Source organism: Parasedimentitalea marina (genome assembly GCF_004006175.1).
In the GTDB taxonomy this organism is placed as follows: domain Bacteria; phylum Pseudomonadota; class Alphaproteobacteria; order Rhodobacterales; family Rhodobacteraceae; genus Parasedimentitalea; species Parasedimentitalea marina.
This window is the reverse complement of the sequence record NZ_CP033220.1, coordinates 103749-117721: the sequence shown is the minus strand read 5'-3', so window position 1 is coordinate 117721 and position 13973 is coordinate 103749. Positions and strand designations below refer to the sequence as shown.

The 13973-nt window shown below is 59.6% G+C and carries 7 protein-coding genes and 3 pseudogenes; 5 read left to right on the top strand and 5 right to left on the bottom strand.

Annotated features, from left to right (window positions below):
* Positions 1 to 309 precede the first annotated feature (309 nt).
* The gene (locus EBB79_RS21855; RefSeq protein ID WP_127751166.1) at positions 310 to 699 is read left to right on the top strand and encodes a hypothetical protein; all 390 of its coding nucleotides are present in this window, start codon (positions 310 to 312) and stop codon (positions 697 to 699) included.
* A gap of 84 nt (positions 700 to 783) precedes the next feature.
* Here the strand turns inward: EBB79_RS21855 and EBB79_RS21850 are convergent, their stop codons facing one another.
* The 3 genes and pseudogenes from EBB79_RS21850 to gspD all read right to left on the bottom strand — a co-directional run bounded on the left by EBB79_RS21850 (position 784) and on the right by gspD (position 5446).
* Positions 784 to 1848 carry a type II secretion system F family protein gene (locus EBB79_RS21850; RefSeq protein WP_238705107.1) on the bottom strand — a complete coding sequence of 355 codons (1065 nt, stop codon included), beginning with the start codon at positions 1846 to 1848 and terminating at the stop codon, positions 784 to 786.
* 136 nt (positions 1849 to 1984) lie between these two features.
* Positions 1985 to 3279, bottom strand: a pseudogene (locus EBB79_RS21840) (GspE/PulE family protein).
* Between the two features lie 169 nt (positions 3280 to 3448).
* Entirely contained in the window at positions 3449 to 5446 is a 1998-nt protein-coding gene (gene gspD, locus EBB79_RS21835; RefSeq protein ID WP_127751164.1) for a type II secretion system secretin GspD, read from the bottom strand.
* 240 nt (positions 5447 to 5686) lie between these two features.
* On the opposite strand from gspD, the gene EBB79_RS21830 reads away from it, so the two are divergent.
* A complete protein-coding gene (locus tag EBB79_RS21830; protein WP_127751163.1) occupies positions 5687 to 6931 on the top strand; it encodes a glycosyltransferase family 4 protein in 1245 nt (414 codons plus the stop codon).
* A gap of 159 nt (positions 6932 to 7090) precedes the next feature.
* Here EBB79_RS21830 and EBB79_RS21825 read toward each other — a convergent pair.
* A pseudogene (locus tag EBB79_RS21825) lies at positions 7091 to 8100 on the bottom strand (replication initiator protein A).
* A gap of 486 nt (positions 8101 to 8586) precedes the next feature.
* On the opposite strand from EBB79_RS21825, the gene EBB79_RS21820 reads away from it, so the two are divergent.
* Both EBB79_RS21820 and EBB79_RS21815 read left to right on the top strand, forming a co-directional pair.
* A complete protein-coding gene (locus tag EBB79_RS21820) occupies positions 8587 to 9987 on the top strand; it encodes an AAA family ATPase (protein WP_127751162.1) in 1401 nt (466 codons plus the stop codon).
* Positions 9988 to 10047: 60 nt separating this feature from the next.
* Positions 10048 to 11133, top strand: coding sequence for a ParB/RepB/Spo0J family partition protein (locus EBB79_RS21815; RefSeq protein ID WP_127751161.1), 1086 nt, complete (start codon positions 10048 to 10050; stop codon positions 11131 to 11133).
* Between the two features lie 152 nt (positions 11134 to 11285).
* On the opposite strand, the pseudogene EBB79_RS21810 reads toward EBB79_RS21815, so the two are convergent.
* Positions 11286 to 12604: pseudogene (locus EBB79_RS21810) on the bottom strand (UDP-glucose dehydrogenase family protein).
* Positions 12605 to 12997: 393 nt separating this feature from the next.
* On the opposite strand from EBB79_RS21810, the gene EBB79_RS21805 reads away from it, so the two are divergent.
* Positions 12998 to 13963 (top strand): sulfotransferase family protein, encoded by a 966-nt coding sequence (locus EBB79_RS21805; RefSeq protein WP_127751160.1) that lies wholly within the window; start codon positions 12998 to 13000, stop codon positions 13961 to 13963.
* Positions 13964 to 13973: the final 10 nt, after the last annotated feature.

The window sequence follows — 13973 nt, the reverse complement described above, 5'->3', positions numbered from 1 at the left end:
TTATATCTGCTCAATCGAAGGATAAGTGCTGCTGTGAATTTAACACGCGCCCCCCTGCGCGTCTACTTTTCTGGATTGGGATCTCAGATCCAAAGACGGTAAACTGTCAACTGGGCCCCACAGGACACGAAAACACCCGATATCAGTCTGAGCCTCACAAAACTGACGCGCAAAGCCGGCCCTGCGGTCAAACCGCAGGGCCGTTCTACCGGTCGGGCAAGCCACAGTTGAAATTTTGCCCTTACGAAGCCCAGACTGCTATGGCAAACTGGGTCATATCCATTTCTAAGCTCTGCAAGGAACACACCCATGCGTTTGATTGCAGTGATATGCACGCTCCCTGCGCTGACGGCTGCCCTTTGGGCAGGACAGCAGCTGTGGCTGGAGATGCGTGCACCCGCCGCCCCTGCCGTAGTCTACGCAGCTCCGGCGGCCTCAGACCGCGTTGCAGAACCGCAGCCCCGACCAAACCGCCGCTGGTCGGCGCTGTTTGGAGAGAAACAGCCGCCCAAACCGCAACCCCCCACTCCCGCCGCAGAACCACAACCGCCAAAGCCACCCGTTCGCCCGCTACAAAGCTTTGGCTATGCGCTGAATGGGGTGGTTCAGACAGGCGGCACGGCCTGGGCCATGGTCTCACATCCAACTGGTGAGCACCTGGTGCGGCCAGGGATGTGCTGGACGGCGGCCTCACGGTGATGCGGATCGATAAGGCCGGTCTCTGGGTCAGCCGGGACGGTGAAGCCGCAGAGCTCTTGGCCTTTCCAGAATAGCAGCAGGTCCCTAGATCGTCACCGCTGCCTGCAGGTCAAAGATTGGCAGCAAGACGGCCAGCACAATCACCAGCACCAGGACACCGACCAGAATCATCAGCATTGGCTCAAGCAGCGCCGCAATGCGTTTGCGACGGGCTGACAGCCCCTGCTCGGTGAGAACAGCCGCCCGTTTGGTCATGGGCGCCAACCGGACCGAAATCTCGCCGGCGCCAATCAGCTGGCGCGCAACCGGCGGCAGGAAAGACAACCGTTCAAGCGCCCGGGCCAGGCTTTCACCCTGGCGCACCGCCGCCGAGACCGTCTCGGCCTGGTTCCGGAAACTGGCAACCGAGAGGACCTCAGCAGCGCTGTCCACTGCACTCAGCACCGCATGTCGTGATCCCAGCACCAGGGCCAGCGTGCGCATATACTGCACCGCCTCCGCCTGCCGCCGCAAAGGTCCCAGTATCGGCAAACGCAGCACCAGCCGGTCTCGCAGGCTACGCAGCACCGTCACACGTGGCACCGCCAAAAGCAGCAGAACTCCCGCGCCTGACAGCAGGATCAACACCAGCGCCTGGCGCCCGATCCAGTCCGACAGCCCCATCACCGCCTGGGTCAGCGGCGGCAACGGACGGCCCGTCATTTCAAACATCGACACAATCTCGGGCGCCACGTTGACCATTAAGATACCGCAGACCAGCAGCGAAACCGCCGCCACAAAACCTGGATAAATCAGGGCCGTGACGATTTGCGCCCGCCCGCTGTCCTGTTCTTCCAGATATGTGGCCAATTCTGAACACACCGCTGAAAGCTCCCCGGCGCCTTCACCTGCCCGCAACGCCGCAAGATAATAGGGCCCAAACCCAGCCCCGGACCCCTCCAGCGCGGCGGACAATGGCGCACCGTCCAGCAGCGCGGCCCGGGCCTCAGCCGCCACCGCATCCAAAGCCGGATGGCCACCCGCCCGCACCGCTTCCAGGGCGGCATCAACCGGAAGCTCAGCCTCCAACAGCACGGCCATCTGGCGGGTGAAGACCGCTTGTAGTTCCGGAGTAAGCCGTCGGCGCCAGCCAGAGCGCGCGCCGGACACAGCTTTGCTTCGCTCAGCTCGGAAACAAAGAGATCCTGCGCCTGCAATTGCACGGCCGCATCTCTTTCCGTTTCGGCCACAACCGAACCAGTGCGGCGGCGACCCTGGGCTGTAAAGGCAGTATAGCGGTAGGCCCTCATGCCATATCTCCCGCAACCCGCAGCACCTCTTCGAGACTGACGGTGCCCGCCGCCACCGCCGCCAACCCCTGACCCGTCAGGGTTTCCTCCGGAGCCAGCGCCAGCTCCTTCAGGGCGGTTTCACTAACCCCTGCATCAATCGCTCCGCGCAGCTCCGGGGTGATCCTGGTGATCTCAAAATCCCCAGCCGACCGCTGTGCCCAGACCCTGACAGGCGCTGCATCCCGTGGCGCGAAACAGCTGCTGCGGGGGCTCATCCCACACCGCAGAAAATGCGCCGCCTCATCCGGAGCTGGCGCATGAGAGCTGCGGCACTGCAGGCACAGCCTGCGCAGCAGCCGCTGCGCGATCACCCCCGCAGCGTTGCCGCAATCAGAAAGTCATCAAGCCCGAGATCACGCAACCGTACCACGGCCCCTGCCGAGCTGTTGGCATGCAGCGAGGAAAACACCAGGTGCCCGGTCAGCGCCGCCTGAGCCGCGGTGCTGGCCGTCTCACCATCGCGCACTTCGCCCACCAGGATCACATCCGGATCCTGGCGCAGAATGGCACGCAACCCAGCAGCAAAGCTCATACCGATGGCTGCATTGATCTGGCTTTGCGATACCCCGGGCAAATCATACTCGATCGGATCTTCCACCGTCACCACATTACGCTCATCCCGATCAGAGAGCTGCAACAGCGAATAAAGTGTCGTCGTCTTCCCGGCGCCGGTCGGGCCGGTGGCCAGAATGATCCCATCAGGAAAATCAGCAAGGCGCCGCAACTGGGTCTCTTGCACCGCTGACAGGCCCAGCCGGTCCAGCGGCATCAGCCCGGCACTGCGGTCAAGAATCCGCAGCACAACCCGCTCGCCATAGTGACCTGGCAGCGAGCTGACCCGGGTGTCGATCCCTTTTCCGCCCAGCGACAGCGGGATGCGCCCGTCCTGCGGCAGCCGGGTTTCCGCGATATCCAGCCCGGCCATGACTTTGAGCCGCGACACGATCCGGCGCACCGGCACATCGGCGCGGTCCATCACTTCCTGCAACACCCCGTCAATACGCATGCGCACCCGCAGACCGCCTTCATGAGGTTCGATATGCAGATCCGATGCACTGCTCTGCACGGCCTGCCGCAGGAGCCGGTTCACCAGTTGAATGACCGGCGCATCTCCCGGCTCATCCAGCAGATCGCGCTGACGGCGGGAAAAGGCCGCTTCCTCAAGATCAAAGCTGATTTCGCCCGCCACTCCGGCCTCAGCAACAGCGCCCGACTGATAGGCCCGGGCCAAGGCGGTCTCAAACCCCATCCGGTCGGCCCGCACCACGCTGACAGCCCTGTTTGCCCCCAATCGCCGCTGCGCTTCACGCAGCCCGAGCTGAGTAGCGTCAGGGCCTGCTGTCAATTTCTCCCCCTCCAGAACCACCTGCTGGCTCTGGGCAAAAACAAAGGGCAGCCGAAGGTCTGCAGCGTCAGGATCAGTTGCCTGCGTTGAAGCGGAGCCGACTGGGGAGAGGGGGGTAGTTTCGGCTTTGCGCGACATCATCAATGAATCCAGCATCAAACGGTTGGTTTAGATCGGCCCCGTCAAAGGGAAGATAGCCCAGCTGGGTTCTGGGGTATCTTCCATCATCCACGGGCGCAATAGAGGCGCTGACGTCCCGCGCTTTGCGTGACAACTGTCGGGTAATGCGGGCGGCCTCAGCGTCTGATGACACCACCTGCGGACGCAGAAGCACCAAAAGCACCCGCTGCCGACCGGTGGCATTCTTGCCGCGAAACAGGTTGCCCAGAAGAGGGAGCTCTGCCAGTCCGGGGACCTTTTGACTGACCGCCCCTGAGCCATTTTCCAACAGGCCACCCAACATGATGACCGCTCCGTCTCGCACCAGCGCGGTGGTCGAGATCGCACGCCGTGTGGTGATTTCACCGCCCGAAGACGCAGTACTATTGGTGAGGTTCGAAACCTCCTGCTTGATCAGCAGGCGTACGGTGCGGTCCGCATTGATCTGCGGCGTGACATTCAGTGTCAGACCCACATCCAGGCGCTCAATGGTTTGAAAGGGGTTTTCAACTGCGGTGCCACCGCTGACGGTGGAAAAGCTGCCGGTGACAAAAGGCACATTCTGCGCAACCACGATCTCAGCTTCCTGATTGTTCAGCGTCAAAATTGAGGGGGTCGACAAAAGCCGGGTGGAACTCACCGAATTGATCGCCGTCAAAAGCCCCACCAGCCCGTCGCCGTCACTTTCGTTGTAACGGCCACCGCCCAGAAACCCTCCATTGCCAAGATCGGCGGTCTCGCCACTGCTGAGCGCGGACATCAGATTGATCAGACTGGTGCGCCCTGGCAGGGAAAACTGCGCGCCCCCTACCAGCGCATTATTCAGCACCGCCCCAAATTGCACCGAGAGATCGCGCAGACCTTCAACCGATATCTCAAAAATGATCGCCTCGACCAGAACCTGGGTCGGGCGCCGATCCAGATAGCGCACCATCTGTACGATCTCGTCTATCCGCTCTCGCGGGGCCGAGACCAAAAGCGAGTTGGTCTGTGGTTCTGGCACGATGCGTACAGGAGCCCGCACATTGCCCCCGCCCTCGGCATTCAGCGTGCGCAACACCACATCCGCAATCGAAGCCGCATCTGCATAGTTCAACCCGATGGTGCGCGCGACCACTGTATCACGCTGGGTGTCGAGCTCGGACACCAGCACCCGCACCCGGTGACGCAGCGCTTCGGGCCCCGAGAGCACCAAGGCATTCGAACGCCGGTCGATACTGATGGCTGCCCCGTCCTGGATCAGATCCATGGCCTGCACCACCTGCATCACATCCGAGGCCGAGGCATTCTGCAACCGGATGATTTCCACCGGATCTGACCTGCGGGGTTGATCCAGCCGCTTGATCAGATCAGAAATACGGTCGAGATTGGCCCCCCGGTCCGACAGTATCAACCGCTTGGCGCCCCGCACGGGTGTAATCACCGCCTCAGCGGGCAACAGCGGACGCACCACCTCAACCACCTCTTGCAAAGAGATATGACGCACCGAAATCACCCGGGTCTCAAAGCCACCCGGCAGTGGTTGACCGCCACCTGGAGCCAGCTCACGGGCGGCATTCATCGGCACAACCCGATCCGCCCCCACCCCATCAATAATGGTCAGCCGATTCAGTTCCAGCACAGAGAGGAACACCTCATAGAGGTCCTCCGGCGACATTGTGTCCGGTGCCAGCACGGTTACAGTTCCCCGGACCGCAGGATCCAAGACAAAACTGCGCCCCGTTGCCTCTGAGACGATTTCGACAAAACTGCGCAGATCGGCATCGCGCAGGTTCAGCGTAACCTGAGCGAACAGAGAAAAAGGCCAGACCAGCAACAGCAAGAGAGCAGGTAAAATCACATTACAGCCCCAAACACGAAAGGATCGCGCTGGCTTCAGCTTATTGTGCTGCAACACTGCCGAGGTATTCATGGATCTGCTCTCTTATCGTTATATCGCTGGACCGGTGGGCAAATAATGCTGCACCGTTTGCCTGTTGCATGCACATTAGAGAAGTTTGCATCAAAGCGCACGGTTTTCTGCGCGTTTCTCGAACCGGGCCCATCCCCGGCAGATAAGACACAGTCCTGCCAAAAACTCCCCACTTGCGCAGACCCGGTTCCCCCGGCATGCATAGGGTATTTCCAAGCAGACAGATGACAGGACGCATTTATGAAACTCCTTTTTGTCCATCAGAATATGCCCGGTCAATACCGCGAGATCCTCACCTGGCTGGCGGCACAGGGCGGTCATGAGCTGGTCTTTCTGACCCAGCGCCCGAATATACAGATCAAAGGCGTGAAAACCGTCACGTACCGGGTGCATCATCAGGCCAGCAAAGACTCTTACGGGCTCTCCAAGGATTGGGAGGACGCGGCCGGGGCAGGTCTGGGAGCCGCCATGGCGCTGCGCTCCTTCGAGAAAAGTGATGGCTTCAAGCCAGATATCGTCATTGGCCATACTGGCTGGGGAGAGCTGCTGTTTGTAAAAGAGATCTGGCCGGATGTGCCGGTGATCGGCTTCTTTGAGTATTTCTATAACACCACTGGCGGGCTGGTGGGCTTTGACCCGGACAGCCCATCCAATGATCAGGCCGGCTTTTTTGCCAAGGCCCGCAACACAGTGCCTTACGCCAGTATCGAAAGTGTCGATCTCGGCCATGTGCCGACTTATTGGCAGCGCGACCGGTTTCCGACCTCGTTCCATGATCGCATGTATACCTGCCATGATGGTATTCGCACCGATCGGCTTTTGCCCGACCCCAAGGCCTGGATAGGACTGGGGCGACTGGAGCACCCCTTGACCCGCGCCGACGAGGTGGTGACCTATGTGGCCCGCAATATGGAACGGGCCCGCGGCTTTCACATCATGATGCGCGCCCTGCCCCAAATCCTAAAGGACCGACCCAAAGCGCGGGTGCTGATGATCGGCGGCAATGAAACCTCTTATGGCCCCGAAAGCAAACACACCAATGGATTGCGTGGGGAGATGGAGGAAGAGCTGGGCGACAGCGTCGACTGGAACCGGGTGCATTTTCTCGGCAAGGTGCCCTATGATGATCTTTGCCGCATCATCCGCATCAGCCGCTGTCATATCTATTTGACCATGCCCTTTGTGCTCAGCTGGTCGCTGCTGGAAGCGATGTCGATGCAGGCCACGGTGGTGGCGGCTGATGTCGCCCCGGTGCGCGAGGCGGTGACCCATGGCGAGACTGGCATGCTGGTGGATTTCTTTGATGTCCAGGCGCTGGCAAGCCAGGTCGTGGATGTGTTGGAAAACCCCGGCACCTATGCGCATCTCGGCCCCAATGCGCGCGCCCATGTGGGGGAGACCTATGATTTCCTGAGCCGCTGCCTGCCCGAACACATCGCCCAGATCAACGCCCTGGTGCCTGCCGCAAAACGCATTCAGATGTAAGCCAACGGGATGCCCTTTTTCGGCGCCTCTATCAGGGGTGGCACCGGCGATACCCCAATATCAGAGCCTGTTTTCCCCAAGGATAAGCCCGTCACCACAATGACCCTCAGCCCGTCCCGGAAGCGATCGTTAAGGGGGAAACAAACCGGAAAAGCAGGCCTAATCAGCGCTGCGTTTTTTGACCCAGCCCAGGAAAGCAGCATCTGCCTGGCGCAGACGCGGACTGCCCGAACGCGCCCACATCGCACGCCACTCGGCCTCCAGTGCATAGACATCCACACCCGGCAGCATCTCACGGGCGTGCTCCAGCGTCACCGACTTCAGGACCGGCGCATTGGCACTGCCCACTTCGGTGACCATATGTTTCTGGCTAAAGCGGATCAGATCACCGGGCAATTCTTCCAGTGCGTAATCCGGCAGGGGCTGTGCTGTGATCATGTCGCGGATCATCTTGCGAAAAACCCGGCGTGGAGAGGCGGAGCCCGATTTCTTCAACAGGGTTTCCACCGAAATTTGCCAGCTGTCCTGCCGTCCGCAATGCTTGCGCGCCAACTCATAGACCCGCCGCTCCAGCGGTTTACGCAGGCGAAAATAGTCCCGGTTGAGCGTCAGGACCGACTTCGACAGCACCGCCCGAAACAGCCAGTCCGACAGCGTCACAGTCACATTGACCATACGGCCGCCTTTGGCCTTGCGGATGATCTCCCAGCTTTCGATAAGACCAAACCCCGTGGTCACCTCTTGCCCGCCAGTGACGATATTGGTGGTAATCCGGGTGCCGACAAGACGCTCAAAACTTTCGCGCAGCCGACGGTAGGCATCGCCGCTGGTCTCGCGGTTGGTGGCCAGCAACAAATCATGCGCTTTCAGATGCAGCGTACGACTGACCTGGCGCCCCGCATTCAACGCCGCCATCAGCTGACTGATACAAAAGATCAGGATATCCTTGTCGTGGATCGTCGCCAGACCCTTGACCGAGGGCACCACAGTAATCTCAGCGCCATTATGCTGGTAATTTAAAATACGCCGGTCTGGCCGGGTCGACAGGGAAAACAACGGGTGCTCCATCGAGACCAGATCATTTTGGGAATCGCCCCCAAAATATCACACAGGAAGAAATCCCCCTGCCCTTCAGCTGGCTCCCCTCCCGCTGTCAGCGCTGCTGCCATTGTTCTTCTGCCCGTTGCTGGTCCCCGGTTTATGCGCGGCGTATCGCAGCTTTCCCAGGTGACTCGTTTTCGTGGTTTTGAATACACTCACCCTAGAGTTATCCACAACCCCTCGCAACGGGGTTCCGGAATCACTGTTTCGGGGGATCAGAGTCATTTGATCGGGGTTTCAGAGTCACCCACACCCAAAAAACACCCCGCATGATCAATAAAAAAAGGCTTTGCGAGGACAGTGCTTGTCCCTTAACTATTATATAACTCATAAATAACAGAGCAGAAAATTGTTCAGCGCCCAAAATCTGCCGCACACCTGTCTTTTAGGCCTCTGATTTTCATAGAAAAGAAAAAGGGGTCTGCTGAATATTCCCATGTGCCGCCTTTTCTGTTATTCAGTCAAAAAGACAGCATATTCATCGATCTCAGGGGGCAGGTTTACATCCGTGACCCCAGGATCGGCGAAAAGATAACCCAGGCGGGCAAGGCATTATGGCAAGAGATACCCACAAGGCAGCACCCATGCTGCCCCCCTATTTCAACATCGACCCCGATGCGGCCATGGCTGAACTGGATGCTTCAACCGACACCCATGGCTTTGCTGAAATTGCTGCCGCCTGCGCCCGGGGCCGGGATGATCTGTCCAGCCGTGGCATCGACGAGGCGGGCCGCAAACAGCTGCGCCAATTCTCAACCTGGGAAATCACCCGTTACCTGATCCCCGTAGCCAGCGCCCATTTTCGCCGGGTGCTGAAGGCCAATCCGGAGCTGCCCCAGGGTCAGGCCGAAACCGAAGGCGGCGCCAAGTGGTTCTCGCTGGATGAGGTTCTGAAGTTGCGGGCGTTCTTTGGCGCCCAGGGCAGCAAAGCGAAAGATTACCTGCCCTACCGGCCCAAAGGCCTGCCTGCCAAAATTGTCGCTGTGGCCAATTTCAAAGGCGGCGTTGGCAAGACCTCAACGGCCGCGCATCTGGCGATGTCGGCGGCGCTGGACGGCTACAAGGTGCTGGTGATTGATCTCGACAGTCAGGGCTCGATGACCTCGATCTTCGGGGGCAAGGTCGACGACGAATGGCAGACCGCCTTTCCGCTGCTGGCGCGCCACTATGGCGAGCATCTGCGGCTGGAGAACCAGCGCCGTCTGGATCGTGGCGATGCACCGCAACCGCTGGACGAGGCGCTGAGTGCGGCGATGGACATGACCGCGGCGGACGTGATCCAAAGCACCCATTGGCCCAATATTGATCTGATCGGCGCCCAGCTGAACCTCTATTGGGCCGAGTTCCAGATCCCGGTCTGGCGGATGGCGGCGCGCGGCTGGAAACTCTGGGATGCGCTGACGGATCGCCTTGATGCGGACGGGGTGCTGAATGAGTACGATCTGGTCTTCATCGATACCCCGCCGGCCTTGGGGTATCTGACCATCAACGGGCTGTCGGCGGCTGACATCCTGCTGGTGCCCATGGGGGCCTCGTTTCTCGAATTTGATTCCACCGGTCGCTTCTTTGACATGCTGCACTCGACCTTCTCCAGCATCGAGGATGGCGAGAATCTGGCCGCCCGCGCCCTGGGCCGCCCCGAGATGGGATTTGAGTGGGAGGCGGTGCGCACCGTCATCACCCGCTATGACGGCGCCCAGCAGGGCGAGCTGGCGGCCCTGATGCAGGCCTATCTGGGCCGCACTCTGTCGCCGCACCGGCAGGATTTCACCGCGCTGATCGGTCAGGCCGGCGAGCAGGTCAATGGCATCTACGAGGCCGACTATCGCGATTTCAACCGCGAGACCTATGCCCGGGGCCGCGAAACATTCGACGCCACCTATGCCGCCTTCAAACGCTTACTGCTGGGGATCTGGCGACGGGCAGAATTGGATCAGCAACGCGCGGCCGAGTAAGGCTCTAATAAAGGATTTGGGACAGGATCGGCGATCTTTGCCCCTTGAGGAGAGATAATCATGGCCAAACGCAAACGCCTGACCCCGGCGCAGCCCACCTATCTGAGCAGCGCCCCCGAAAGCAAATCGGCGCTTGGGGCGCCGCTGGCCACCGCGGCGCCGATTGCCCAGGTTGCCAGTGATGCGGCAGCGCAGGCCGCGTTAAGCGAGCTGAGCGCCGTGCTGGAAACTGCGCGCGCCGATGGTCGGCTGATCGAACGCATTGCCCTTGAACAGATCGACGAGACCCATCTGGTGCGCGACCGGCTGGAACAGGACGAGGATGAGATGGGCGCACTGATGGCGTCACTGCGCGCCCGTGGCCAGCAGACCCCGATCGAGCTGGTGACGCTGACAGACCGCCCCGATGGCAAGACCCATGGTTTGATCTCGGGTTGGCGCCGGCTTTGCGCCCTTAGGCGGCTCTATGAACAGACTTCAGAGTCTGAATTCGCCAGCATCAAGGCGCTGGTGATCCAGCCCGAAACGGCTCAGGACGCCTATGTGGCGATGGTCGAAGAAAACGAAATCCGGGTCAATCTAAGCCACTATGAACGGGCCCGGATTGCGGTGCGCGCCCTGCGCGAGGGGGTCTATCCGAACCAGAAAATGGCGCTGCAGGGATTATTTGCCAATGCCACCCGTGCCAAACGCTCAAAGATTGGCAGCTTTATCGCCCTGGTCGAGGCGCTGGATGCGGTACTGATGTTTCCGGTGGCGATCAACGAAAAGCTGGGACTGGCGCTGGTGCGCGAAATCACCCGTGATCCACAGTTTACCGAGACCCTGATCAATCACCTGCGGGCCGGCATGCGTGACACCCCGGTGGCCGAGTTGCGGATCCTGTCGGCGGCGGTCACTGCGGCGGAAGATGAGGCTCTAACCCGGCAATCAGAGTCTGAGATCGCGGAGCCAAATGAGACTTCGGTTGACCCGGCTCCCCGGATCCGCACCCCCCTGCCTGCCCAGGATACGCGCATCAATACCCAGGTGGCACCGGGATTGCGGCTGGGCTATACGCCGGGCAGCCACCGGATTGAGCTGAGCGGCGCAGGAGTGGATGATACCCTGATCCAGGCCTTAAGGCTCTGGCTAAGCCAGCGCTGAGCTCAAGGATCCGGGACGACGTGTAACGACAAAAAAGGCGCCTATTGGCGCCTTTCTCCATCTCTAATCTATACTGTAGGGTCGAACTACTACCCCTGCCCTGCCCGACGGATGAGCTCAAATGTTTCGCGCGCGAAACATATTATGTTAAATTATTTTGAGGCCCGTTCGTCGCGTCCCACAGCGGTGTAATATTCAAACCCACCCCGTTTGGCCGCCTTGGCATTGTAGATATTGCGCAGATCCACCATCCGCGGGCTGGTCATCTTGCGCGCCAGAACTTTCAGATCCAGGGCGCGGAACTCGTTCCATTCGGTCAGCAGCACCACCAGATCCGCATTGCGGACGGCGTGATAAGGATCGTCCATCCACTTTACCCCGGGCAGCAGCGCCTCGCCTTCGGCCATGCCCTGAGGGTCCACCACCCGCACCCGGGCACCGCCGCCGATCAGCGCACGATGGTCAGGCTGGGCGCATCCCGCATGTCGTCGGTATTGGGTTTGAAGGTCACGCCCAGCACCGCAATGGTCTTGCCATTAAAACTGCCGTCACAGGCGTCGCGCAGCTTTTCCACCATGCGCTGTTTGACCTCGTCATTGACCCGGATCACCGTCTCGGTGATCTGCATCGGATAGGCGTGGTCCTGGCCAATGCGGGCCAGCGCGGCGGTGTCCTTGGGAAAGCACGAGCCGCCATAGCCCGGGCCCGCATGCAGGAACTTGTTGCCAATGCGCCCATCCAGCCCGATGCCGCGCGATACTTCTTTGACATCCGCGCCGGTGCGTTCACACAGGCCCGCGATCTCGTTGATAAAGGTGATCTTGGTGGCGAGAAACGCATTGGCCGCATATTTGATCATCTCGGCGCTTTCCAGATCGGTGGTGAGGATCGGAAAATCACGCAGGTACAGGGGCCGGTAGATATCACTCATGACCTCGGCGGCGCGCTCGTTCTGCACGCCGACAACCACCCGGTCGGGTTTCATGAAGTCGTCAATGGCGGCGCCTTCGCGCAGGAATTCGGGGTTTGAGGCAACGTCGAAATCGGCCTGTGGGTTGGTCTTGGCGATGACCTGTTTAACTTGCCTATTGGTGCCCAATGGCACAGTGGATTTGGTCACCACCACGGTGTAACTGGTGATTGCGGCGGCGATCTCTTCGGCGGCGGCCATCACATAGGTGAGATCGGCGTGACCGTCGCCACGACGGGTAGGGGTGCCGACCGCGATGAAGACGGCATCCGCTTCGGCCACCGCCGCAGTCAGATCGCCAGTGAAACTGAGGCGCCCGGCGGCAACGTTCTTTTCCATCAACTGATCCAGACCAGGTTCATAGATTGGAACCTCACCTGCCCGCAAACGAGCGATTTTGCCTGCGTCCTTGTCGACACAGATCACGTCATGGCCAAAATCTGAGAAACAGATGCCTGAAACCAAGCCGACGTACCCTGTGCCGATCATTGCAATGCGCATGAGATCTTCCTTGTCTGAATGCCCGAACTTTTGCAGCAATTTTGAAGGGAGCATGGCTGGGGCACAATGGGGGAAAAGACTTAAACACCAGAAATGTTTCGCGCGCGAAACATTTGAGGGCGGTTGAGCACGCGGCGCAACCGGATAGACGCGCAGATTGCCGGTTCTCTCGGCGGCGACGGATACCATCCGCTGTCAGGATATTCATGCGCGTCGCTAAGGGAAAAATGAGCCGAGCGGGCCCTTTGCGTCATGTGGAGAAGAGCTGGACTTTTGAGGCTGATCACGTAGAAAGTGGGCTCCATATTATACCTGCTGTGCAGGCACTTATTCAGCAGAGGCGTCCAATTGTCTTCCAGTACAAAGCATTCCAATAAAACTGTGGCTGACGTGATGGAGTCTCTTAGACCAGAAGGTGAGGAGACAGGCCAACGGCTTGCTCTGATGGTGATGGGAATGCACCGCTCCGGAACGTCAGCGCTTTCTGGAATTGCAGCTCGATTGGGATGCAGCCTGCCTACGACCGAAATGCCTGCCACCGCATCAAACGAAAAGGGGTTTTATGAATCCCGACGCATTTACGAATTGAACAACGCCTTGATGCAATCTGCTGGAATTGACTGGCGGGACTGGATGCCTTTTCCAGCCGATTGGGAACATTCCAAGCAGGCAGAGCAGTTCCAGGATCAAGCGCGGGAGGTTTTGCGGGGCGAATTTGGGTCCTCGTCCTTCTTTGTTATGAAGGATCCACGCATTTGCCGGGTTTATCCATTTTGGAAAAAGGTGCTGGAGGCCGAAGGTTGTACACCAGCTTTATTGTATACGCACCGCAATCCGTTGGAAGTGGCGGCGTCATTAGCAAATCTCAAGAAGGCTTCCGCAGAAGCAGGCCTGATAATCTGGCTGCGCTATGTTCTGGATGCTGAGATTGCCACCAGAGGCGAGCGCCGGTGTTTTACCAGTTTTCAGAGGATCATCGAGGACTGGCCCCGGGAGATCGCCAAAGCTGAACAAGAGCTCGGCTTTGTGTTTCGGGGGCATTCACAGGCCAGCCAACAAGAGGTTGAGAGCTTTTTGAGCCGCGATCTGAAGCATTTTGAAAAGCAGGATGATCTGGCGGGGAATCAGTCTGTGCCGACCTGGGTTAGTGATACCTATGCGGTCTTGGAACGCTGGGCCGCCGAAGGTGAGGACACTGCCGATTATGAGATCCTGGATCGCGTTAAAGGTGATTTCGACAGAACCGGACCTGTCTTTGCGCCATTTACCAGCAATGAAGCGCGCAACCTAAAAGCCGAAGTGAGCGATCAAGGCCAGCAGGCAGTGGCCGTTGCCGAAACCCGTGAAAAGAAGCGGTGAAGCGGGCAGG